Origin of the sequence: Shigella sp. FC1661, from assembly GCF_001712525.1 — a bacterium.
GTDB classification, from domain to species: Bacteria; Pseudomonadota; Gammaproteobacteria; order Enterobacterales; family Enterobacteriaceae; genus Escherichia; species Escherichia coli.
On sequence record NZ_MDGW01000188.1, the window covers coordinates 1 to 23,940 of the forward strand.

The 23,940-nt window shown below is 51.6% G+C and carries 24 protein-coding genes and 3 pseudogenes; 14 read left to right on the top strand and 13 right to left on the bottom strand.

The window, feature by feature from the left end:
* The 5 genes and pseudogenes from BFF42_RS11875 to tkt all read right to left on the bottom strand — a co-directional run.
* A pseudogene (locus tag BFF42_RS11875) lies at positions 1-280 on the bottom strand (IS1-like element transposase); the annotation flags it as partial.
* 57 nt (positions 281-337) lie between these two features.
* Positions 338-688 (bottom strand): annotated as a pseudogene (locus BFF42_RS11880) (alcohol dehydrogenase catalytic domain-containing protein); the annotation flags it as partial.
* 14 nt (positions 689-702) lie between these two features.
* Positions 703-2,091 carry a PTS mannitol transporter subunit IICB gene (cmtA, locus tag BFF42_RS11885; RefSeq protein ID WP_000428805.1) on the bottom strand — a complete coding sequence of 463 codons (1,389 nt, stop codon included), beginning with the start codon at positions 2,089-2,091 and terminating at the stop codon, positions 703-705.
* A 27-nt stretch (positions 2,092-2,118) separates the two neighbouring features.
* A complete protein-coding gene (gene cmtB, locus BFF42_RS11890; protein ID WP_001239646.1) occupies positions 2,119-2,562 on the bottom strand; it encodes a PTS mannitol transporter subunit IIA in 444 nt (147 codons plus the stop codon).
* Positions 2,563-2,875: 313 nt separating this feature from the next.
* Complete coding sequence (gene tkt / locus BFF42_RS11895) at positions 2,876-4,867, bottom strand: transketolase (RefSeq protein WP_000098622.1); 1,992 nt, start codon at positions 4,865-4,867, stop codon at positions 2,876-2,878.
* 277 nt (positions 4,868-5,144) lie between these two features.
* Between tkt and loiP the strand changes: the two genes are divergently transcribed.
* Positions 5,145-5,903 carry a metalloprotease LoiP gene (loiP, locus tag BFF42_RS11900; RefSeq protein ID WP_000701842.1) on the top strand — a complete coding sequence of 253 codons (759 nt, stop codon included), beginning with the start codon at positions 5,145-5,147 and terminating at the stop codon, positions 5,901-5,903.
* Between the two features lie 204 nt (positions 5,904-6,107).
* On the opposite strand, the gene speB is transcribed toward loiP, so the two are convergent.
* The 5 genes from speB to yqgD form a co-directional block, all read right to left on the bottom strand.
* Positions 6,108-7,028: an agmatinase gene (gene speB / locus BFF42_RS11905; protein WP_000105586.1), complete on the bottom strand. Its 921-nt coding sequence runs from the start codon at positions 7,026-7,028 to the stop codon at positions 6,108-6,110.
* 136 nt (positions 7,029-7,164) lie between these two features.
* On the bottom strand, positions 7,165-9,141 hold the full coding sequence (gene speA / locus BFF42_RS11910) for a biosynthetic arginine decarboxylase (RefSeq protein ID WP_001295380.1): 1,977 nt from the start codon (positions 9,139-9,141) through the stop codon (positions 7,165-7,167).
* Positions 9,142-9,149: 8 nt separating this feature from the next.
* Positions 9,150-9,281, bottom strand: a complete 132-nt coding sequence (gene yqgB / locus BFF42_RS11915; protein WP_001297406.1) for an acid stress response protein YqgB — start codon at positions 9,279-9,281, stop codon at positions 9,150-9,152.
* A gap of 93 nt (positions 9,282-9,374) precedes the next feature.
* Positions 9,375-9,518: a protein YqgG gene (yqgG, locus tag BFF42_RS28175; protein ID WP_005043917.1), complete on the bottom strand. Its 144-nt coding sequence runs from the start codon at positions 9,516-9,518 to the stop codon at positions 9,375-9,377.
* A 110-nt stretch (positions 9,519-9,628) separates the two neighbouring features.
* Positions 9,629-9,880, bottom strand: coding sequence for a protein YqgD (gene yqgD / locus BFF42_RS26770; protein WP_012421373.1), 252 nt, complete (start codon positions 9,878-9,880; stop codon positions 9,629-9,631).
* 55 nt (positions 9,881-9,935) lie between these two features.
* On the opposite strand from yqgD, the pseudogene metK reads away from it, so the two are divergent.
* The 8 genes and pseudogenes from metK (at position 9,936) to ruvX (ending at position 17,157) form a co-directional block, all read left to right on the top strand.
* A pseudogene (gene metK, locus BFF42_RS11920) lies at positions 9,936-11,089 on the top strand (methionine adenosyltransferase).
* A 435-nt stretch (positions 11,090-11,524) separates the two neighbouring features.
* Positions 11,525-12,919: a galactose/proton symporter gene (gene galP, locus BFF42_RS11925; RefSeq protein ID WP_001112301.1), complete on the top strand. Its 1,395-nt coding sequence runs from the start codon at positions 11,525-11,527 to the stop codon at positions 12,917-12,919.
* 76 nt (positions 12,920-12,995) lie between these two features.
* A complete protein-coding gene (locus BFF42_RS11930) occupies positions 12,996-13,493 on the top strand; it encodes a SprT family zinc-dependent metalloprotease (RefSeq protein ID WP_012421484.1) in 498 nt (165 codons plus the stop codon).
* Between the two features lie 94 nt (positions 13,494-13,587).
* Positions 13,588-14,295: a deoxyribonuclease I gene (gene endA, locus BFF42_RS11935; protein WP_000286500.1), complete on the top strand. Its 708-nt coding sequence runs from the start codon at positions 13,588-13,590 to the stop codon at positions 14,293-14,295.
* Between the two features lie 79 nt (positions 14,296-14,374).
* Positions 14,375-15,106, top strand: a complete 732-nt coding sequence (gene rsmE, locus BFF42_RS11940) for a 16S rRNA (uracil(1498)-N(3))-methyltransferase (protein WP_001222508.1) — start codon at positions 14,375-14,377, stop codon at positions 15,104-15,106.
* Positions 15,107-15,118: 12 nt separating this feature from the next.
* Entirely contained in the window at positions 15,119-16,069 is a 951-nt protein-coding gene (gene gshB, locus BFF42_RS11945) for a glutathione synthase (protein ID WP_000593283.1), read from the top strand.
* Between the two features lie 108 nt (positions 16,070-16,177).
* Positions 16,178-16,741 (top strand): YqgE/AlgH family protein, encoded by a 564-nt coding sequence (locus tag BFF42_RS11950; RefSeq protein WP_001053178.1) that lies wholly within the window; start codon positions 16,178-16,180, stop codon positions 16,739-16,741.
* Positions 16,741-17,157 (top strand): Holliday junction resolvase RuvX, encoded by a 417-nt coding sequence (gene ruvX / locus BFF42_RS11955; protein ID WP_000017111.1) that lies wholly within the window; start codon positions 16,741-16,743, stop codon positions 17,155-17,157. Before BFF42_RS11950 ends, ruvX begins: the two co-directional genes overlap by 1 nt.
* A 175-nt stretch (positions 17,158-17,332) precedes the next feature.
* Here ruvX and BFF42_RS11960 read toward each other — a convergent pair whose 3' ends face one another.
* Positions 17,333-18,313, bottom strand: coding sequence for a PilT/PilU family type 4a pilus ATPase (locus BFF42_RS11960; RefSeq protein ID WP_012421359.1), 981 nt, complete (start codon positions 18,311-18,313; stop codon positions 17,333-17,335).
* 17 nt (positions 18,314-18,330) lie between these two features.
* Here BFF42_RS11960 and yggS point away from each other — a divergent pair, with 17 nt between their 5' ends.
* The 5 genes from yggS to hemW are packed head-to-tail and all read left to right on the top strand — an operon-like array spanning position 18,331 to position 21,636.
* A complete protein-coding gene (yggS, locus tag BFF42_RS11965) occupies positions 18,331-19,035 on the top strand; it encodes a pyridoxal phosphate homeostasis protein (protein ID WP_000997795.1) in 705 nt (234 codons plus the stop codon).
* A 17-nt stretch (positions 19,036-19,052) separates the two neighbouring features.
* Entirely contained in the window at positions 19,053-19,619 is a 567-nt protein-coding gene (yggT, locus tag BFF42_RS11970; protein WP_001094828.1) for an osmotic shock tolerance protein YggT, read from the top strand.
* The gene (gene yggU, locus BFF42_RS11975; protein ID WP_000994920.1) at positions 19,616-19,906 is read left to right on the top strand and encodes a DUF167 family protein YggU; all 291 of its coding nucleotides are present in this window, start codon (positions 19,616-19,618) and stop codon (positions 19,904-19,906) included. The genes yggT and yggU overlap by 4 nt, the downstream gene beginning before the upstream one ends.
* A gap of 7 nt (positions 19,907-19,913) precedes the next feature.
* Complete coding sequence (locus tag BFF42_RS11980; RefSeq protein ID WP_001174735.1) at positions 19,914-20,507, top strand: XTP/dITP diphosphatase; 594 nt, start codon at positions 19,914-19,916, stop codon at positions 20,505-20,507.
* Positions 20,500-21,636, top strand: coding sequence for a radical SAM family heme chaperone HemW (gene hemW, locus BFF42_RS11985; RefSeq protein WP_000239922.1), 1,137 nt, complete (start codon positions 20,500-20,502; stop codon positions 21,634-21,636). The genes BFF42_RS11980 and hemW overlap by 8 nt, the downstream gene beginning before the upstream one ends.
* Positions 21,637-21,699: 63 nt before the next feature.
* Here hemW and BFF42_RS11990 read toward each other — a convergent pair whose 3' ends face one another.
* Together BFF42_RS11990 and ansB are read right to left on the bottom strand one after the other, a co-directional pair.
* Positions 21,700-22,707 (bottom strand): DUF1202 domain-containing protein, encoded by a 1,008-nt coding sequence (locus BFF42_RS11990; protein WP_039060347.1) that lies wholly within the window; start codon positions 22,705-22,707, stop codon positions 21,700-21,702.
* A 116-nt stretch (positions 22,708-22,823) separates the two neighbouring features.
* Positions 22,824-23,870 carry an L-asparaginase 2 gene (ansB, locus tag BFF42_RS11995; protein ID WP_000394125.1) on the bottom strand — a complete coding sequence of 349 codons (1,047 nt, stop codon included), beginning with the start codon at positions 23,868-23,870 and terminating at the stop codon, positions 22,824-22,826.
* Positions 23,871-23,940: the final 70 nt, after the last annotated feature.

Sequence of the window (23,940 nt, forward strand, 5' to 3'; positions counted from 1 at the left end):
CGAGGTTACCGACTGCGGCCTGAGTTTTTTAAGTGACGTAAAACCGTGTTGAGGCCAACGCCCATAATGCGTGCACTGGCGCGACATCCGACGCCATTCATGGCCATATCAATGATTTCTGGTGCGTACCGGGCTGAGAGGCGGTGTAAGTGAACTGTAGTTGCCATGTTTTACGGCAATGAGAGCAGAGATAGCGCTGATGTCCGGCAGTGCTTTTGCCGTTACGCACCACGCCTTCAGTAGCGGAGCAGGAAGGACATCTGATGGAAATGGAAGCCACGCAAGCACCTTAAAATCACCATCATACACTAAATCAGTAAGTTGGCAGCATTACCTAGGTGGCGTTACCGCCAAAATATTCGTAGCTGTAGCCTGCTGAATATCCGCTTGGTAACCCCATCGCCGGTTGCAATACAAAACGCTGGCCTTTTTTATATTTGCCAGTGAGATTTTTACCCACTTCGACAATAACCCCGGCACATTCATGCCCGGTAATGACCGGATGATTTTCTAAATCGTCGGGTACGCGTTTATGTTCACTACCGAGTAACGCCGCTTTCCAGGTCGATAAACAGACGCTGTCAGAAATTACACTCACTAACAGTTCATTATCGGTAATTTCTGGCAGTTCAAATTCGCGCAGACGGACATCCCGCTTGCCATAAATAGCAGCAACTTTGGTTTTCATTTTTACCTCTGTAATCAGTGTTTATGTTCGGCGGTTAATTGATTAAATAAAGTGTCGAGTTTTGGATCGCCAATATAGTTATTAATCAATATCAGCGGTTTATCCGTCACACGTTTCACGCGCCCTTCCAGACTGGCGTGAGTGACGACGATATCGGCATCCGCAGGCACGTTTTCTATCGCGTAATGTTTTACTTCTATTGCCAGCCCCGCTTTTTCCAGGCGTTTACGGAAGGTGGTCGCGCCCATCGCACTGGAGCCCATCCCCGCATCGCAAACAAAGGCGATACGCTTAACCCTGCTTAACGAGAATGCACCCTCTTGTTTCATCGCCTTAACCGCATTGGCTGACTGAGCAAACTCATCTTCGCTCTCCGTTTCCACCGTTTTTTCCATCTTCAGTATCAGCGAAGTAATAGCAAAGGACACCAGGGTACCTACCGTAACACCGGCAATTGTCGCCAGGAACGAGCCTTTCGGCGTCAGTGCCAGGTAAGCAAAGATAGACCCCGGACTTGGGCCAGCCACCAGACCACCGTCCAGTAAGTTAAACATCCAGGTACCAGACATACCGCCCGCAATCATGGCAATAATAGTCAGCGGCTTCATCAGCACATATGGGAAATACAGTTCGTGGATCCCACCGAGGAAGTGAATAATCATCGCCCCGGGCGCAGAACGTTTACTCATCCCTTTACCAAACAAGGTAAACGCCAGCAGCAGCCCCAGGCCCGGACCTGGGTTAGAGGCCACCATAAAGAAGATGGATTTACCGTTAACCGAAGCCTGTTGCATTCCCAGCGGATAATAGACGCCCTGATCGATCGCATTATTAAGGAAAAGCACTTTCGCCGGTTCATTGATGACTGACAGCAGAGGCAGATAACCCGCATGTACCAGCGCCTCGATACACTCTTTGACGAAAGTATTGGCAATTAACACCGCCGGGCCGATCACTTCAAAACCCAGCAGACAAAGGAGCATCCCCGCGATACCTAATGAGAAGTTATTGATAACCATCTCAAAACCGGCAGGTATGCGTTTTTCCAGTGCCTTATCGACATATTTTATGACCAACCCACCGAGCGGCCCCATGATCATTGAGCCAAGGAACATCGGGATCTCTGCGCCAACGATCACACCAATAGTACCTATTCCGCCCATGACCGCCCCGCGTTTACCGCCGACCAGATGACCACCTGTAGAACCAATCATCACGGGCAATAAATAGGTAATCATCGGGCCGACAATTTTGGCGAAATGTTCGTTAGGCAGCCAACCGGTGGGAATAAATAACGCAGTAATAAAACCCCAGGCAATAAAAGCACCAATATTGGGGATGACCATTGCAGTCAAAAAGCCCCCAAAAGCCTGGACCTTTGCACGAGCAGACTTGTTTTCCATAATATTATCCTGTAGAGGAGAGAGTAATTATCCGCGGCTGATAATGTCCGCTAATTGTTTTTCTGGTGATGCTGTTAAGAGTTGTTCGAGTATTTCTTCTTCGCACAGTAATTCACTTAACGCCTGAATAGCGCCAATGTGCGAATCGGCATCGGCAGCAGAGAGTCCGATGAGTAATTTAATTGGTTCGTCATTCCCCGGAAAATAAACACCTTGTTCAAGTAATGTCAAAGACATCCCGGTTTTAAGCGCCCCACATTCCGGTCGCGCATGAGGCATTGCCACGCCTGGTGCGAGAATATAATAAGGGCCATTGTTAATGGTGGAATCTTTAATTGCCTGAATGTAATTCTCGCTGATATAGTTTTTATCCAGCAATGATACCATCGAGAAATCGATAGCTTCCTGCCAATCTTTTGCTGAATGTATAACTGAGATTGATGATTCTGGAAAATAGTCACTAAGCCGCATAAATTATCCTTATTTTATTTTTAGGGTACCGTCCGGCGGTAAAAATAAAATACTCGTGCGGTTTAATGAAAGCAATTGAGCAGGGAAACCGGTGTTTTGAAAACAGTGAATTATTAATTTCTTATATAACATTGAGTTATAGATATAACAACAAATGTCAATACGCATATCGTGATGCATATTACATAATTGATATTTATTGCATATAAATATTTGTGATCTGCAACACGCTTTATCTATTGCTTGTCCGCAAACGGACATATCAAGGTAATAAAAAAGGTCGCCGAAGCGACCTTTTTACCCGAAATGCTAATTACAGCAGTTCTTTTGCTTTCGCAACGACGTTGTCGACGGTGAAGCCGAACTCTTTGAACAGCAACTCTGCCGGAGCTGACTCACCGAAGGTGGTCATACCGATGATAGCGCCATTCAGGCCAACATACTTGTACCAGTAGTCAGCAATACCCGCTTCTACCGCAACGCGTGCAGTAACCGCTTTCGGCAGTACGGATTCACGGTAAGCAGCATCCTGCTTGTCAAATGCGTCGGTAGACGGCATGGACACCACGCGCGCTTTCACGCCTTCGGCAGTCAGTTTTTCGTAGGCAGCAACAGCCAGTTCAACTTCTGAACCGGTAGCGATGAAAATCAGTTCCGGCTGACCGGCGCAGTCTTTCAGCACATAACCACCGCGCGCGATGTTTGCCAGTTGCTCTTCAGTTCGTTCCTGCTGCGCCAGGTTCTGACGGGAGAGGATCAGTGCGGTCGGGCCGTCCTGACGCTCAACACCGTATTTCCACGCGACCGCGGATTCAACCTGGTCACACGGACGCCATGTAGACATGTTCGGGGTTACGCGCAGAGAAGCGACCTGCTCTACCGGCTGGTGAGTCGGGCCATCTTCGCCCAGACCGATGGAGTCGTGGGTGTAAACCATCACCTGACGCTGTTTCATCAGCGCAGCCATACGTACGGCGTTACGTGCGTATTCCACGAACATCAGGAAGGTGGAGGTGTACGGCAGGAAACCACCGTGCAGGGAGATACCGTTAGCAATCGCGGTCATACCGAACTCGCGAACACCGTAGTGGATGTAGTTACCCGCAGCATCTTCGTTGATTGCTTTAGAACCAGACCACAGGGTCAGGTTAGACGGTGCCAGGTCAGCAGAACCGCCGAGGAATTCCGGCAACAGCGGACCGAAAGTTTCGATAGCATTCTGAGACGCTTTACGGCTGGCGATTTTCGCCGGGTTAGCCTGCAGTTTAGCAATGAACTCTTTTGCTTTCGCGTCGAAGTCAGACGGCATTTCGCCTTTCATACGGCGGGTAAATTCAGCGGCTTCCTGCGGATAAGCTTTCGCGTAAGCAGCGAATTTCTCGTTCCATGCGGATTCTTTCGCCTGGCCTGCTTCTTTCGCATCCCACTGAGCATAGATTTCAGACGGGATTTCGAACGGTGCATATTTCCAGCCCAGCTGTTCGCGGGTCAGGGCAATTTCAGCGTCGCCCAGCGGCGCACCGTGGGAGTCGTGAGTACCGGCTTTGTTCGGGGAACCGAAACCGATGATGGTTTTGCACATCAGCAGGGACGGTTTGTCAGTCACTGCGCGCGCTTCTTCTACTGCGCGTTTGATGGATGCCGCGTCATGACCGTCGATGTCGCGAATAACGTGCCAGCCGTAAGCTTCGAAACGCATTGCGGTGTCGTCGGTGAACCAGCCTTCAACGTGACCATCAATAGAGATACCGTTGTCATCGTAGAACGCAATCAGTTTACCCAGCTTCAGCGTACCCGCCAGAGAGCAAACTTCGTGGGAGATGCCTTCCATCATGCAGCCGTCGCCCATGAAGGCGTAGGTGTAGTGGTCGACAATGTCGTGGCCCGGACGGTTAAACTGCGCCGCCAGCGTTTTTTCTGCAATCGCCATACCGACTGCGTTGGCAATACCCTGACCCAGCGGACCGGTGGTGGTTTCCACACCAGCGGTGTAACCCACTTCCGGGTGGCCCGGAGTTTTAGAGTGCAGCTGACGGAAGTTTTTCAGTTCTTCCATCGGCAGATCGTAACCGGTGAGGTGCAGCAGGCTGTAGATCAGCATGGAGCCGTGGCCGTTGGACAGCACGAAGCGGTCACGGTCAGCCCAGGACGGATTCTGCGGGTTGTGTTTCAGGAAATCACGCCACAGGACTTCGGCAATGTCAGCCATACCCATAGGGGCACCCGGGTGACCGGATTTGGCTTTCTGTACTGCGTCCATGCTCAGCGCACGAATAGCATTGGCAAGCTCTTTACGTGAGGACATTTTGACTCCAGATCGGATGATGAAGGGCACGCCCTTAACGACTTGACGACAGCGCGTTTTGGGCTACGCCGGAAAATTTGCCAACAATTTACCGCAAGCCGCGCGTCATGTACATGGAACATCCTTTTGCCGCTTCAGAAATCTCTGGATCATGCTCGCATGTTGCGCAATCTACTCGCCCGTCCGCTGCGCTTTTCCTTATACTGAGACTGAGCGTCGATTCACCTGCAAACGGCGCATTTTTAGAATAATCCTGACCTTGTGCGGAAGAGAAAACATGAAAATTCGCGCCTTATTGGTAGCAATGAGCGTGGCAACGGTACTGACTGGTTGCCAGAATATGGACTCCAACGGACTGCTCTCATCAGGAGCGGAAGCTTTTCAGGCTTACAGTTTGAGTGATGCGCAGGTGAAAACCCTGAGCGATCAGGCATGTCAGGAGATGGACAGCAAGGCGACGATTGCGCCAGCCAATAGCGAATACGCTAAACGTCTGACAACTATTGCCAATGCGCTAGGCAACAATATCAACGGTCAGCCGGTGAATTACAAAGTGTATATGGCGAAGGATGTGAACGCCTTTGCAATGGCTAACGGCTGTATCCGCGTCTATAGCGGGCTGATGGATATGATGACGGATAACGAAGTCGAAGCGGTGATCGGTCACGAGATGGGGCACGTGGCGTTAGGCCATGTGAAGAAAGGGATGCAGGTGGCGCTTGGTACAAATGCCGTGCGAGTAGCTGCGGCCTCTGCGGGCGGGATTGTCGGCAGTTTATCTCAATCACAACTTGGTGATCTGGGCGAGAAATTAGTCAATTCGCAATTCTCCCAGCGCCAGGAAGCAGAAGCCGATGATTATTCTTACGATCTTCTGCGCCAACGCGGCATCAGCCCGGCAGGTCTTGCCACCAGCTTTGAAAAACTGGCGAAACTGGAAGAAGGCCGCCAAAGCTCAATGTTTGACGACCATCCGGCATCCGCCGAACGCGCCCAGCATATTCGCGATCGCATGAGCGCGGATGGGATTAAGTAAAGCCTGGTGGTGTCGAACGTAGGTCAGATAAGGCGTTCACGCCGCATCTGACATTAATGGCACATTTGTTACCTTGTGCGCATTGCCGGATGCGATGCTGGCGCATCTTATCCGGCCTACGGGTGCCGAACGTAGGTCGGATAAGGCGTTCACGCCGCATCGACATTAATGGCACGTTTTACCCGTGCGCATCGCATCTGGTGCTTACTCGCCCTTTTTCGCCGCCTGAATATACAGCATCTCCAGCGCCAGCGTCGCCGCAGCCAGAGCGGTGATTTCCGACTGATCGTATGCCGGAGCCACTTCCACTACGTCCATCCCAACAATGTTGAGATCTTTCAGGCCGCGTACCAGTTTAATGGCGCGATCGGAGGTCAGGCCGCCAATCACTGGCGTACCGGTTCCCGGCGCGAAAGCAGGATCCAGGCAGTCGATATCAAAGGTCAGGTAAACCGGCATATCACCCACAATCTGTTTCACTTGGGCGATAACGTCATCCACGCTGCGATCGTTCACCTGGCAGGCGTCCAGCACGGTAAAACCGTTGTCTTTATCAAACTCGGTACGAATACCAATCTGCACGGAATGATTCGGGTCGATCAGACCTTCTTTCGGCGCGGTATAGAACATGGTGCCGTGGTCAAATTCACAACCGTTCGCGTAGGTATCGGTGTGGGCGTCAAAGTGTACCAGCGCCATTTTGCCGAAATGCTTCGCATGAGCACGCAGCAGCGGCAGCGTAACAAAGTGGTCACCACCGAAAGAGAGCATACGCTTACCGGCAGCCAGCAGCTTCTCGGCGTGTGCCTGCAGTTTTTCGCTCATCTCACGGGCATCGCCAAAGGCATATACCAGATCGCCGCAGTCCACGACGTTCAGGCGCTCACGCATGTCGAAATTCCACGGGAAGCGATTGTGTTCCCAGGCAAGATTCGTCGAAACCTGACGGATCGCTGCCGGACCGTGGCGTCCCCCCGCACGACCAGAAGTGGCCATATCGAACGGCACACCAGTAATCACCCAGTCAGCATCGCTGTCATACGGCTGGAAGTTCATCGGCAGGCGTAAAAAACCAAAGGCGTTGGAAACCAGTGAGTTATCGTATTGATTACCTAAGGTGCTCATGGATGGACTCCTATTACAAAGTCGATATAAAAAAACCCTTCCGCGTCGTTAGGCCCGACGAGGAAGGGTTGGATTTGTCACAATAAATTGTGGCGGATTATCACCGCTAAATTAAGCGGATTCAAGTAATACGGACTTACTCATCTTCCAGATAAGTATAACCGTACAAACCTGCCTCGAACTCTTCAAGGAACTGTTGTTGCAGTTCAGCATCAAGATCGGTTTTCTTCACTTGATCGCGGAACTGAGTTAACAGCGTTTTCGGATCGAGCTGCACATATTGCAGCATATCCGCAACGGTATCGCCTTCGTCAGACAGTTCCACTTCTACACTACCGTCAGGGAAGACGAACACGTCAACCGCTTCGGTATCACCGAACAGGTTGTGCATGTTGCCGAGGATCTCCTGATATGCGCCGACCATAAAGAAACCGAGCATCGGCGGATTCTCTGGATCGTACTCCGGCATTGGCATTGTCGTGGCAATACCATCACCATCAATATAGTGGTCGATAGCACCGTCAGAGTCACAGGTAATATCCAGCAGCACAGCGCGACGTTCCGGCACTTGATCCAGCCCTTCCAGCGGCAGAACCGGGAACAACTGGTCGATCCCCCATGCGTCCGGCATTGACTGGAACAGCGAGAAATTGACGTACATTTTGTCCGCCATACGTTCCTGCAGTTCGTCGATTATCGGACGATGCGCACGGTTTTGCGGATCCAGTTGCTTCTGCACTTCATGGCACATGCTCAGATAGAGTTGTTCTGCCCATGCACGTTCTTGCAGGCTAAAGGTGCCGGAAGAGTAGCCGATATGAATGTCGTGCAGATCCATCTGACTGTCGTGTAACCATTCACGCAGAGAACGGCGAGTTCCCGGTTCGTGCATCTCCTGCCAGGTTTCCCACATGCTTTGCAGCGCGCGCGGCGCATCTTCTGCAGGCGCGGTCGGCACCGTGTATTCGTTACGTTCCACGCCGATGATATTAGACACCAGCACGGTGTGATGCGCAGTCACCGCACGACCCGATTCGGTGATTACCGTCGGATGCGGCAGACCGTTTTCTTCACACGCATCACCAATCGCCCAGATGATGTTGTTGGCATATTCATTGAGGCCGTAGTTTACGGAGCAGTCAGACTGCGAACGGGTGCCTTCATAGTCCACGCCCAGACCGCCGCCGACGTCGAAGCACTGAATATTGACGCCCAGCTTGTGCAGTTCCACATAGAAACGCGCGGATTCACGAACGCCCGTGGCGATATCGCGAATATTCGCCATCTGCGAACCGAGGTGGAAGTGCAGTAGTTGCAGGCTGTCGAGACGCCCAGCTTCACGCAGCGTTTCAACCAGTTGCAGTACCTGAGTCGCAGCCAGGCCGAACTTCGATTTTTCCCCGCCGGAAGACTGCCATTTACCCGAGCCCTGCGAAGCCAGACGTGCACGCACGCCCAGACGAGGAACGACATTCAGACGTTCTGCTTCATCCAGCACAATGGCGATTTCTGACATCTTCTCAATGACCAGATAGACCTTGTGCCCCATCTTCTCGCCAATTAATGCCAGGCGGATATATTCGCGGTCTTTATAACCGTTGCAGACGATGACGCTACGGGTCATGCCAGCATGTGCCAGCACTGCCATCAACTCGGCTTTGGAACCGGCTTCCAGACCCAGCGGTTCGCCCGAATGAATCAGGGACTCAATCACGCGGCGGTGCTGGTTAACTTTGATCGGATAAACAAGGAAGTAATCGCCGTTATAGCCGTAGGATTCCCTCGCACGTTTGAACGCGGCGTTAATGGAACGCAAACGGTGCTGCAGGATCTGTGGGAAACAGAACAGTGCAGGCAGACGCTGACCCTGTGCTTCACGAGTTTTCACTAACTGCGCGAGATCGACGCGAGCTTCCGGGACGTCCGGGTCCGGGCACACGCTGATGTGGCCCAGCTCGTTAACGTCATAGTAGTTATTGCCCCACCAGGCAATATTGTAAGTACGCAGCATCTTGCTGGCTTCCTGGGAGCTCATTGCAACCTCCTGCATGGAGCGTAGTACACCGTGTTCGCCCGCTGACGAAGGCAAACCCATAGACATGTCGTCAGACATAGCGAACCTCAAATTATTTTATTAAGTGTAAAACAGTTAACGACTATCGCAGCCTGGAACTGCGATAACAACCCATAAGCACATGGATTTTCCAGCAGTGAATGCTGACGCTCCAACTGCGCAACCGGTTTCTTTTTCATAACATTATTAAGCACATAACCGAACGTAAGTGTGACAGTTCGGCGAAACCACGAGAAAACTCTTGTTTTTACAAGAGCGCCCTTGTTCAGTCCTCAGTAACTGTAACCAGCTCTTGAATCCTGAGAAGCGCCGAGATGGGTATAACATCGGCAGGTATGCAAAGCAGAGATGCAGAGTGCGGGGAACGAATCTTCACCAGAACGGTGAGACAGGTTAAGCAGCAGACTACGGTTCATTATTTCGTATCACCTCCACGGCCGCCTGTTAAGACGAACCCACAAGCCAAAACTCTGATTTCAACCCGGCTGGAAGTGGCAACACGAAAGAAACGTCGTGTGCTTTTTATTTAAGCCGCGCGCTGCGTTTTATACCCCACAATGGCAGAAAATTGCAAAATATAAATACGCAGAATGCCGGCATTGTCAGGAAAAATTTCCAGCCACGTTTTTAACAGAATGAGACACGATTCAAAAAAAAGTGGAAATCGGGTGAAGAATTGACCTAAAATAGCCATCCAGATGTTAATCCATCCATACCGATTAACACTCAGACTGCCAGTGTTTTTAACCTGCAGAGTCGTGGTAGGATCCGCTACCACAGAAAATCCACACAACAGTTTGAGCTAACCAAATTCTCTTTAGGTGATATTAAATATGGCAAAACACCTTTTTACGTCCGAGTCCGTCTCTGAAGGGCATCCTGACAAAATTGCTGACCAAATCTCTGATGCCGTTTTAGACGCGATCCTCGAACAGGATCCGAAAGCACGCGTTGCTTGCGAAACCTACGTAAAAACCGGCATGGTTTTAGTTGGCGGCGAAATCACCACCAGCGCCTGGGTAGACATCGAAGAGATCACCCGTAACACCGTTCGCGAAATTGGCTATGTGCATTCCGACATGGGCTTTGACGCTAACTCCTGTGCGGTTCTGAGCGCTATCGGCAAACAGTCTCCTGACATCAACCAGGGCGTTGACCGTGCCGATCCGCTGGAACAGGGCGCGGGTGACCAAGGTCTGATGTTTGGCTACGCAACTAATGAAACCGACGTGCTGATGCCAGCACCTATCACCTATGCACACCGTCTGGTACAGCGTCAGGCTGAAGTGCGTAAAAACGGCACTCTGCCGTGGCTGCGCCCGGACGCGAAAAGCCAGGTGACTTTCCAGTATGACGACGGCAAAATCGTTGGTATTGATGCTGTCGTGCTTTCCACTCAGCACTCTGAAGAGATCGACCAGAAATCGCTGCAAGAAGCGGTAATGGAAGAGATCATCAAGCCAATTCTGCCCGCTGAATGGCTGACTTCTGCCACCACATTCTTCATCAACCCGACCGGTCGTTTTGTTATCGGTGGCCCGATGGGTGACTGCGGTCTGACTGGTCGTAAAATTATCGTTGATACCTACGGCGGCATGGCACGTCACGGTGGCGGAGCATTCTCTGGTAAAGATCCATCAAAAGTGGACCGTTCCGCAGCCTACGCAGCACGTTATGTCGCGAAAAACATCGTTGCTGCTGGCCTGGCCGATCGTTGTGAAATTCAGGTTTCCTACGCAATCGGCGTGGCTGAACCGACCTCCATCATGGTAGAAACTTTCGGTACTGAGAAAGTGCCTTCTGAACAACTGACTCTGCTGGTACGTGAGTTCTTCGACCTGCGCCCATACGGTCTGATTCAGATGCTGGATCTGCTGCACCCGATCTACAAAGAAACCGCAGCATACGGTCACTTTGGTCGTGAACATTTCCCGTGGGAAAAACCGACAAAGCGCAGCTGCTGCGCGATGCTGCCGGTCTGAAGTAATCTTTCTTCACCTGCTTTCAAAGGCCAGCCTCGCGCTGGCCTTTTTCTTTTACCTCACCGCGGTGGATAGGCATTCACGCCGCATCCGGCAAAAAGCTGCCCGCACAATAACATCATTCTTCCTCAACACGTTTTATCGCAAATTATCATCACTACTGAAACCGATTACACCAATAACACCAGCCAAATATTTGTAATATTTTCATATTATTATTCAGTTTTCACAGTTGTTACATTTCTTTTCAGTAAAGTCTTAATTGCAGATAACAGCGTTTAATCTATGATGATATAACTCAATTATTTTCATGCACTTAAACCATAACTAAGATAAATGTTAGTGTAAGCGATTACACTAATGTGATTTGCTTCACATCTTTTTACGTCATACTCACCTATCTTAATTCACAATAAAAAATAACCATATTGGAGGGCATCATGCCTGACGCTAAAAAACAGGGGCGGTCAAACAAGGCAATGACGTTTTTCGTCTGCTTCCTTGCCGCTCTGGCGGGATTACTCTTTGGCCTGGATATCGGTGTAATTGCTGGCGCACTGCCGTTTATTGCAGATGAATTCCAGATTACTTCGCACACGCAAGAATGGGTCGTAAGCTCCATGATGTTCGGTGCGGCAGTCGGTGCGGTGGGCAGCGGCTGGCTCTCCTTTAAACTCGGGCGCAAAAAGAGCCTGATGATCGGCGCAATTTTGTTTGTTGCCGGTTCGCTGTTCTCTGCGGCTGCGCCAAACGTTGAAGTACTGATTCTTTCCCGCGTTCTACTGGGGCTGGCGGTGGGTGTGGCCTCTTATACCGCACCGCTGTACCTCTCTGAAATTGCGCCGGAAAAAATTCGTGGCAGTATGATCTCGATGTATCAGTTGATGATCACTATCGGGATCCTCGGTGCTTATCTTTCTGATACCGCCTTCAGCTACACCGGTGCATGGCGCTGGATGCTGGGTGTGATTATCATCCCGGCAATTTTGCTGCTGATTGGTGTCTTCTTCCTGCCAGACAGCCCACGTTGGTTTGCCGCCAAACGCCGTTTTGTTGATGCCGAACGCGTGCTGCTACGCCTGCGTGACACCAGCGCGGAAGCGAAACGCGAACTGGATGAAATCCGTGAAAGTTTGCAGGTTAAACAGAGTGGCTGGGCGCTGTTTAAAGAGAATAGCAACTTCCGCCGCGCGGTGTTCCTTGGCGTACTGTTACAGGTAATGCAGCAATTCACCGGGATGAACGTCATCATGTATTACGCGCCGAAAATCTTCGAACTGGCGGGTTATACCAACACTACCGAGCAAATGTGGGGGACAGTGATTGTCGGCCTGACCAACGTACTTGCCACCTTTATCGCAATCGGCCTTGTTGACCGCTGGGGACGTAAACCAACGCTAACGCTGGGCTTCCTGGTGATGGCTGCTGGCATGGGCGTACTCGGTACAATGATGCATATCGGTATTCACTCTCCGTCAGCGCAGTATTTCGCCATCGCCATGCTGCTGATGTTTATTGTCGGTTTTGCCATGAGTGCCGGTCCGCTGATTTGGGTACTGTGCTCCGAAATTCAGCCGCTGAAAGGCCGCGATTTTGGCATCACCTGCTCCACCGCCACCAACTGGATTGCCAACATGATCGTTGGCGCAACGTTCCTGACCATGCTCAACACACTGGGTAACGCCAACACCTTCTGGGTGTATGCGGCTCTGAACGTACTGTTTATCCTGCTGACATTGTGGCTGGTACCGGAAACCAAACACGTTTCGCTGGAACATATTGAACGTAATCTGATGAAAGGTCGTAAACTGCGCGAAATAGGCGCTCACGATTAATCTCCCCAAGCTTCCTCCCATCGCGGAGGAAGCCACCTCTTGCAGTCATCTTTTCTTCGCTCTATCCTCTGCCGCTATGAAAACATCCCGTCTCCCTATCGCCATCCAACAGGCCGTTATGCGTCGCCTGCGGGAAAAACTCGCCCAGGCTAACCTGAAATTGGGGCGTAACTACCCGGAGCCAAAACTCTCTTATACCCAGCGCGGCACCTCCGCCGGAACAGCCTGGCTGGAAAGCTATAAAATCCGCCTCAATCCCGTTTTGCTGTTGGAAAACAGTGAAGCCTTTATTGAAGAAGTGGTGCCGCACGAACTGGCACATTTGCTGGTATGGAAACATTTCGGGCGCGTAGCACCACATGGCAAAGAGTGGAAGTGGATGATGGAAAACGTGCTGGGTGTTCCCGCCCGTCGTACGCATCAGTTCGAACTGCAATCCGTGCGTCGCAACACCTTCCCCTACCGCTGCAAGTGCCAGGAGCATCAGCTTACCGTACGCCGCCATAATCGCGTAGTTCGTGGCGAAGCCGTCTATCGCTGTGTTCACTGCGGCGAACAACTGGTCGCAAAATAACCATCTGAACTATCAGGAACTTTCCTGATCTGGCTGATTGCATACCAAAACAACTTTCGCTACGTTGCTGGCTCGTTTTAACACGGAGTAAGTGATGTACCGTTATTTGTCTATTGCTGCGGTGGTACTGAGCGCAGCATTTTCCGGCCCGGCGTTGGCCGAAGGTATCAATAGTTTTTCTCAGGCGAAAGCCGCGGCGGTAAAAGTCCACGCTGACGCGCCCGGTACGTTTTATTGCGGATGTAAAATTAACTGGCAGGGCAAAAAAGGCGTTGTTGATCTGCAATCGTGCGGCTATCAGGTGCGCAAAAATGAAAACCGAGCCAGCCGCGTAGAGTGGGAACACGTCGTTCCCGCCTGGCAGTTCGGTCACCAGCGCCAGTGCTGGCAGGACGGTGGACGTAAAAACTGCGCTAAAGATCCGGTCTATCGCAAGATGGAAAGCGATATGCATAACCTGCAGCCGTCAGTCGGTGAGGTGAATGGCGATCGCGGCAACTTTATGTACAGCCAGTGGAATGGCGGCGAAGGCCAGTACGGTCAATGCGCCATGAAGGTCGATTTCAAAGAAAAAGCTGCCGAACCACCAGCGCGTGCACGCGGTGCCATTGCGCGCACCTACTTCTATATGCGCGACCAATACAACCTGACACTCTCTCGCCAGCAAACGCAGCTGTTCAACGCATGGAACAAGATGTATCCGGTTACCGACTGGGAGTGCGAGCGCGATGAACGCATCGCGAAGGTGCAAGGCAATCATAACCCGTATGTGCAACGCGCTTGCCAGGCGCGAAAGAGCTAACCTACACTAGCGGGACTCTTTTTGTTAACCCCTACCCCACGCGTACAACCGCGTGGGGAGACGACGCGGATTTTTAACTATGCGTATCCCCCGCATTTATCATCCTGAACCACTGACCAGCCATTCTCACATCGCGCTTTGCGAAGATGCCGCCAACCATATCGGGCGCGTACTGCGCATGGGGCCGGGGCAGGCGTTGCAATTGTTTGACGGTAGCAACCAGGTCTTTGACGCCGAAATTACCAGCGCCAGCAAAAAAAGCGTGGAAGTGAAGGTGCTGGAAGGCAAGATCGACGATCGCGAATCTCCGCTGCATATTCACCTCGGTCAGGTGATGTCGCGTGGTGAAAAAATGGAATTTACGATCCAGAAATCGATCGAACTCGGTGTAAGCCTCATTACGCCACTTTTTTCTGAGCGCTGCGGCGTTAAACTGGATAGTGAACGTCTGAACAAGAAGCTCCAGCAGTGGCAGAAGATTGCAATTGCTGCCTGTGAGCAGTGTGGTCGTAACCGGGTGCCGGAAATCCGTCCAGCGATGGATCTGGAAGCCTGGTGTGCAGAGCAGGATGAAGGACTGAAACTGAATCTTCACCCGCGCGCCAGTAACAGCATCAATACGTTGCCGTTACCGGTTGAACGCGTCCGCCTGCTGATTGGCCCGGAAGGCGGTTTATCGGCAGATGAAATTGCCATGACTGCCCGCTATCAATTTACTGATATCCTGTTGGGACCTCGCGTTTTGCGTACAGAGACAACTGCGCTCACCGCCATTACCGCGCTACAAGTACGATTTGGCGATTTGGGCTAACGGAGAAGAATAATGATCAAGCTCGGCATCGTGATGGACCCCATCGCAAACATCAACATCAAGAAAGATTCCAGTTTCGCTATGTTGCTGGAAGCACAGCGTCGTGGTTACGAACTTCACTATATGGAGATGGGCGATCTGTATCTGATCAATGGCGAAGCCCGCGCCCATACCCGCACGCTGAACGTGAAGCAGAACTACGAAGAGTGGTTTTCGTTCGTCGGTGAACAGGATCTGCCGCTGGCCGATCTCGATGTGCTCCTGATGCGTAAAGACCCGCCGTTTGATACCGAGTTTATCTACGCGACCTATATTCTGGAACGTGCCGAAGAGAAAGGGACGCTGATCGTTAACAAGCCGCAGAGCCTGCGCGACTGTAACGAGAAACTGTTTACCGCCTGGTTCTCTGACTTAACGCCAGAAACGCTGGTTACGCGCAATAAAGCGCAGCTAAAAGCGTTCTGGGAGAAACACAGCGACATCATTCTTAAGCCGCTGGACGGTATGGGCGGCGCGTCGATTTTCCGCGTGAAAGAAGGCGATCCAAACCTCGGCGTGATTGCCGAAACCCTGACTGAGCATGGCACTCGCTACTGCATGGCGCAAAATTACCTGCCAGCCATTAAAGATGGCGACAAACGCGTGCTGGTGGTGGATGGCGAGCCGGTACCGTACTGCCTGGCGCGTATTCCGCAGGGGGGCGAAACCCGTGGCAATCTGGCTGCCGGTGGTCGCGGTGAACCTCGGCCGCTGACGGAAAGTGACTGGAAAATCGCCCGTCAGATCGGGCCGACGCTGAAAGAAAAAGGGCTGATTTTTGTTGGTCTGGATATCATCGGCGACCGTCTGACTGAAATTAACGTCACCAGCCCAACCTGTATTCGTGAGATTGAAGCAGAGTTTCCGGTGTCGATCACCGGAATGTTAATGGATGCCATCGAAGCACGTTTACAGCAGCAGTAACCCACCTTAGCGAGAAGGATCTCGTTGAGACTCTGAGTGACAGCGCCCTTCTTTCCACGCATACTGGGCGCTGTTGCTTTTTTGAACCAGGAAACAGAACCTCTGACAATGAATTTACAGCATCACTTTCTTATTGCCATGCCTGCTCTCCAGGATCCGATTTTCCGTCGTTCCGTGGTCTACATTTGCGAACATAATACCAATGGTGCAATGGGGATCATCGTCAACAAGCCGCTGGAAAATCTCAAAATTGAAGGGATTCTGGAAAAGCTGAAGATCACGCCGGAGCCGCGTGATGAATCAATCCGTCTGGATAAACCGGTTATGCTCGGCGGCCCACTGGCTGAAGATCGCGGGTTTATTTTGCATACTCCGCCCTCCAATTTTGCTTCCAGCATTCGCATTTCAGACAACACGGTGATGACCACTTCCCGCGATGTGCTGGAAACGCTCGGCACCGATAAACAACCGTCTGACGTATTGGTGGCTCTGGGCTATGCCTCCTGGGAAAAAGGTCAACTGGAACAAGAAATTCTCGATAACGCGTGGCTAACGGCCCCGGCGGATCTGAATATTCTGTTCAAAACGCCGATTGCCGACCGCTGGCGCGAGGCGGCAAAACTGATTGGTGTGGATATTCTCACCATGCCTGGTGTGGCAGGGCACGCCTGATGAGTGGAACCTTACTCGCCTTCGACTTCGGCACCAAAAGCATTGGCGTAGCGGTCGGCCAACGCATTACCGGCACTGCTCGCCCTTTGCCTGCAATTAAAGCACAGGACGGTACGCCGGACTGGAACCTCATCGAACGTTTACTGAAAGAGTGGCAGCCGGACGAAATCATCGTCGGTTTGCCGCTGAATATGGACGGCACCGAGCAACCATTGACTGCCAGAGCGCGTAAATTTGCCAACCGTATTCATGGTCGTTTCGGTGTTGAAGTAAAGCTCCATGACGAACGTCTTAGCACCGTGGAAGCCCGTTCCGGTCTGTTTGAACAGGGCGGCTATCGGGCGCTCAACAAAGGCAAAGTCGACTCAGCCTCTGCGGTTATTATTCTCGAAAGCTATTTCGAGCAGGGATATTAAGGCGATCTAAAAGCCTGGCGGATAGTCGTTACCGCCATCTTGCCGGATGCGGCGTGAACGCCTTATCCAGCACACATCTGGCAGCGGCTGTAGGTCTGATAAGACGCGTTAGCGTCGCATCAGACATTTATTGCCTTTATAGGCCCTATAAACTTGCGCATCGGGCATGGCAACGTCACAAACGCCCTTCCCCCACCCGCTGCTGATAACTCTGCTGAAACGTTATCATCCCCACCTGCTGCCCGGTTTGAATAACATGCGGTAACTGGTGGGTTTTCCCTTCGCGAATCAAATTCCCCACCGCGGGAGTGTTAATCAATAATTCAAACAGCGCCACGCGTCCTTCCTGTTTATCCACTTCCAGCTTTTGTAACAACACGGCCCGTAAACTACCTGCCAGTTGATTACGTACGGGATCTTTTTCCTGCGCCGGAAATGAATCCACCAGTCGCTCAACTGCCTGCGCGGCACCACGCGTATGTAATGTTGCCAGCACCAAATGCCCGGTTTCTGCCGCCGTCAGTGCCAGACGGATTGGCTCGCTGTCACGCAGCTCTCCGAGCAAAATCACATCAGGATCTTCCCGCAATGCGGCCCGCAATCCCGATGCGAACGTCATACAGTGCAAACCAATTTCCCGCTGCTGGATCAAACATCGCTGGCTGGCATAGATATATTCAACAGGATCTTCCAGCGTCAGAATATGCGCATCGGCATGTTGATTGAGATAGCCAACCATCGCCGCCAGCGTGGTAGATTTGCCGCTCCCCGTCGCCCCCGTCACCAGAATCAGGCCATTCTCGCTCTTGAGTAATTCCGGCAATACCGTTGGTGCGCCAAGCTGTTCGAGCTGCGGGCAGTGCGAAGGTAACAGCCGTAACGCCAGCGAAATGCCATGCCGTTGCGCGAATGCGCTGCCACGCAATCGCTGGTTTTCCGCCAGCGACACGGCAAAATCCAGCTGGCCATTTTCCAGCAATATTGCCCGCTGATCGTCATCCAGCCACTCCCGCAGTAGCTCTTCGACGTCCGGCGCATCAAACGGCGCAGCTTCCATTAGCCCGCGAATGCGCCATCGTGCGGGCCAGGCGCTGCACAGATGTAGATCCGAGACGTTATGCTTTACACTAAGGGCCACAATTTCTTCCATATTCATACTAAGATCCTCGGAAAATGAACGATATTGCGCATAACCTGGCACAGGTCCGGGACAAAATCTCAGCGGCTGCAACGCGTTGCGGCCGTTCTCCAGAAGAAATTACGCTGCTTGCAGTCAGTAAAACAAAACCTGCGAGCGCCATCGCAGAAGCCATTGATGCCGGGCAGCGTCAATTTGGTGAAAACTACGTTCAGGAAGGGGTAGATAAAATTCGCCACTTTCAGGAACTGGGCGTAACAGGATTAGAATGGCATTTTATTGGCCCGTTGCAGTCTAATAAAAGCCGCCTGGTGGCAGAGCATTTCGACTGGTGTCATACCATCGACCGTTTGCGCATTGCTACCCGCCTCAACGATCAGCGCCCGGCAGAACTTCCCCCTCTTAACGTACTGATTCAAATTAATATTAGTGATGAAAACAGTAAGTCTGGGATTCAACTGGCAGAACTGGACGAGCTGGCAGCGGCGGTCGCTGAACTACCGCGTTTACGTCTGCGCGGGCTGATGGCAATCCCTGCGCCTGAGTCAGAATATGTAAGGCAGTTTGAAGTTGCACGCCAAATGGCTGTAGCATTTGCCGGACTGAAAACGCGCTACCCGCATATCGACACGCTCTCTCTGGGAATGTCGGACGATATGGAAGCCGCCATTGCGGCAGGTAGCACGATGGTTCGTATCGGCACTGCAATTTTTGGTGCGCGTGATTACTCTAAAAAATAAGGAATTAAAGGAACGCCATGAATACGTTGACTTTCCTGCTTTCAACGGTCATTGAGCTGTATACCATGGTGCTGTTATTACGCATCTGGATGCAGTGGGCTCATTGTGATTTTTACAACCCCTTCTCACAGTTTGTAGTGAAGGTAACGCAGCCAATTATCGGGCCACTGCGCCGCGTTATTCCGGCAATGGGTCCCATTGACAGCGCCTCGCTGCTGGTTGCCTATATTCTCAGTTTTATCAAAGCCATTGTGCTGTTTAAAGTGGTGACCTTCCTGCCAATCATCTGGATTGCCGGTTTACTGATTCTGCTGAAAACCATCGGCTTGCTGATTTTCTGGGTCCTGCTGGTGATGGCGATTATGAGCTGGGTAAGCCAGGGTCGTAGCCCGATTGAATACGTGCTGATTCAGCTGGCCGATCCGCTGCTGCGCCCGATTCGCCGCTTGCTACCGGCAATGGGTGGGATTGATTTCTCGCCGATGATCCTCGTTCTGCTGCTGTATGTCATCAATATGGGTGTCGCAGAAGTATTACAGGCAACCGGAAACATCCTGCTGCCGGGGCTGTGGATGGCGTTATGAATGCCGTAACAGTTAATGATGACGGTCTGGTTTTACGGCTCTATATTCAGCCGAAAGCCAGCCGTGATTCTATTGTCGGTTTACATGGCGACGAAGTTAAAGTCGCCATTACCGCGCCGCCAGTTGACGGCCAGGCCAACAGTCATCTGGTGAAGTTTCTCGGTAAGCAATTCCGGGTTGCCAAAAGCCAGGTGGTGATTGAAAAAGGCGAACTTGGCCGCCACAAACAAATTAAAATCATTAATCCGCAACAAATCCCGCCAGAAATCGCGGCGTTAATTAATTAGGTATCCTATGCAAAAAGTTGTCCTCGCAACCGGCAATGCCGGTAAAGTGCGTGAGCTGGCGTCGCTGCTTAGCGACTTTGGTCTTGATATCGTGGCACAAACAGACCTCGGCGTTGATTCCGCTGAAGAAACCGGCCTAACCTTTATCGAAAACGCGATTCTGAAAGCGCGCCATGCGGCAAAAGTGACCGGTTTACCGGCAATTGCCGACGACTCTGGTCTGGCGGTAGATGCGCTGGGTGGCGCGCCGGGTATTTACTCCGCGCGTTATTCCGGTGAAGACGCGACCGATCAAAAGAATCTGCAAAAACTGTTGGAAACACTGAAAGACGTACCGGACGACCAACGTCAGGCACGTTTCCACTGCGTGCTGGTATATCTGCGTCACGCGGAAGATCCGACTCCGCTGGTATGCCACGGCAGCTGGCCGGGCGTGATTACTCGCGAACCAGCGGGCACTGGTGGCTTTGGTTATGATCCAATCTTCTTCGTACCTTCCGAAGGGAAAACCGCCGCCGAACTGACCCGCGAAGAAAAGAGCGCCATTTCCCACCGTGGTCAGGCGTTGAAACTGCTGCTGGACGCTTTACGTAATGGTTAAATTACCGCCGCTGAGTCTCTACATTCACATCCCGTGGTGCGTGCAGAAATGCCCGTACTGCGATTTCAACTCTCACGCGTTGAAAGGAGAAGTGCCGCACGACGATTATGTTCAGCATCTGCTTTGCGATCTGGACAATGATGTGGCTTACGCTCAGGGCCGTGAAGTAAAGACAATCTTTATTGGCGGTGGTACGCCGAGCCTGCTTTCCGGCCCGGCGATGCAAACGCTGCTGGACGGCGTGCGTGCGCGTTTGCCGCTGGCAGCGGATGCAGAAATTACTATGGAAGCGAACCCTGGTACGGTAGAAGCCGATCGCTTTGTCGATTATCAGCGTGCTGGTGTGAACCGCATCTCTATTGGTGTGCAGAGTTTTAGCGAAGAAAAGCTGAAACGACTTGGGCGCATTCATGGCCCGCAAGAAGCGAAACGAGCGGCAAAGCTGGCGAGCGGTTTAGGGTTACGTAGCTTTAACCTTGATTTGATGCATGGACTACCGGATCAATCACTGGAAGAGGCGCTTGGCGATCTACGCCAGGCCATTGAACTGAATCCGCCGCATCTTTCCTGGTATCAACTGACCATCGAACCCAATACGCTGTTTGGTTCGCGACCACCGGTGCTGCCGGACGATGACGCGCTGTGGGATATTTTCGAACAGGGGCATCAGTTATTAACCGCAGCGGGTTATCAGCAATATGAAACTTCCGCTTACGCCAAACCCGGTTATCAGTGCCAGCACAATCTCAACTACTGGCGATTTGGTGACTACATCGGTATTGGCTGCGGCGCGCACGGCAAAGTCACCTTCCCGGATGGGCGCATTCTGCGTACCACTAAAACGCGTCATCCTCGTGGTTTTATGCAAGGAAGGTATCTGGAAAGCCAGCGTGATGTCGAAGCCGCAGATAAGCCGTTTGAGTTCTTTATGAACCGCTTTCGCTTGCTGGAGGCCGCGCCACGCGCAGAGTTTAGTGCGTATACCGGGCTTTGCGAAGATGTGATTCGCCCACAGTTAGACGAGGCGATTGCCCAGGGTTATCTCACAGAATGTGCGGATTACTGGCAGATAACGGAACATGGGAAGCTGTTTTTAAATTCGCTGCTGGAGCTTTTTCTGGCTGAGTAAACTTGTATTGCCGGATGCGGGGTCAACGCCGCATCCTGCTACAAATCGTGCACTATATCAAACTTACTTAATCACCCCATTGCGCCGCAGTTGTTCGGTATCTTTTTTCCAGCGTTCATTAGCTTGGTTGATATCGTCAATTTTCATCAAAATCGCGACTTTTTTACTGTTTATTTCTGAAACTTTCATCGTTAACGGATATTGCCCTTTTTCGAGCGTTACCCAGTCATCCTGCAATTTACGGCTGAGTTTTTGTGATTGCAGAAAAGTCTGTCGCCGTTGTTCGTTGATATCGAAATCTCGTTTCTGCTGAATCGGCACTTCATAACACTCTTCACTCTGTTTATGACATGCCGCAATCGCCGGTTGATAAACCTCTTTGTCATATTTAACCGCGAACGCCTCGCTATCGTTCTGTTTATTAAACTCATCACGCTGTTGGTGAATTTTTTTAAAGGCTTCTTCGCGGGTCATTTGCTTACCGTTTGCATCTTTTCCCCAATATGCATCCGCTGCTTTCTGCGCCGCCACCATTTGCTTATCAAGCGCTTTCACTTCCTTTTCCAGCGCAGGAATCGAGTTCTTCTGGGTATTCAACGCAGATTCAAGCTGACTAAAGCGATAATTGAAATCTTCGCTATTCACGATCAGATATTTATTATTCGTTTTGATATCGTCGACCACCCGCCCACGATCGCTGGCTGCCGCCTGAAAAGAGTAAAAGTTCACCGACCAGCCAGACGCGGGCGTTCCTTTACTGGTTAACATCGCCGAGAATTTTACCGGTTTATCTTTCGTCCAGGTCTGTTCGAGCAGTTCGTAATCTGCCAACTGACCGACCCAGGTATAGAGATCGTCACAGGAAGAGACATCGCCTTCCGCTGACCAGGTGGCCTGATTACCCTTAGCATCAAGATTTTTTAAGGTGATAGCATCAAGCTTGAGAATGCCGTGATACTGCTTTTTGAATTGATCTTTTAAGATATTTTCAGTTGGCGGTTCGCCATCTGCCCAGGCATTACCAGTCATCAACATAAGCAGTGCCGTGCCAACAATCCATTGCTTTTTCACCCGAAAAACCTCACGCGGAATAATTTATTCCGGTGATTATCATTAGGGTAATGAAAATTGGCAATGGACGTAAGTCTGAAGTGAAAAAGCCCCGGCACGATACCGGGGCGAGGTGATTAGTACTGATTGAAGATCTGCTGGATCTGCTGCGGATCTTTGGTTTGCGTCAGAGCCAGCTGCAGCAGGACGCGCGCTTTTTGCGGGTTCAGCGTGCCAGAGGCGACGAAGCCGTATTTCGCATCATCCACTTCAGCATCCTGAGTGGTAGCACCCGTCGGTACGCGGGAAGAACGCACTACTGCAGTGCCGTTTTTCGCGGCGGTTGCCAGGGTGTCGAACACGGATTTATACAGGTTACCATTACCCACACCAGCGCTAACGATGCCATCATAGCCCGCATCTACCAGTGCTTTAGCCGGAAGATCGGATGCGTTAGCGTAGTTATAAACGATGCCGACTTTCGGCAGCTCATTCAGCTTAGAGACATCGAATGGCGTATCGCTGGTGTGCTTACGTGCCGGGGTACGTTGGTAGTCAATCTTACCGTTGTGAATGTATCCCAGAGGACCGTAGTTAACAGACTTGAAGGTCGCTACGTCGGTGGTGTTGGTTTTGGTTACATCGCGACCGTCCAGTACAGTGTCGTTCATCACCACCAGCACGCCACGATTAGCGGATGCTTTATCAGCTGCGGTCACTACCGCGTTATACAGGTTGAATGGACCGTCTGCGCTCATGGACGTGGACGGGCGCATTGCGCCGACCATCACCACCGGTTTGTCGCATTTCACCGTCAGGTCGAGGAAGTAAGCGGTTTCTTCCATCGTGTCGGTACCGTGGGTAATGACGAAGCCGTCGGTTTTATCGCAGTCGGTGTTAATTTTTTTCGCCAGTGTCAGCCAGACATTATCGTTCATGTCCTGGGAGCCGATATTCACTACCTGCTCGCCTTTAACGTTCGCAATGTCTTTTAGTTGCGGCACCGCATTAACCAGATTTTCTACGCCAACTTTACCCGCTGTGTAGTTAGATTTGGTTGCGGAGTCACCACCACCGGCAATGGTCCCGCCGGTTGCTAAAATGGTGATATTGGGTAATGCCAATGCTGCACCACTAAAACCCATAACCAGTGCGGCAAGTGCCGTCTTTTTGAAAAACTCCATTTCATTCCTCCAGTTACGTGAACGCTACGCATTATCCCTTAGCTCTGTATGGGAAATTTGACGTTAAACA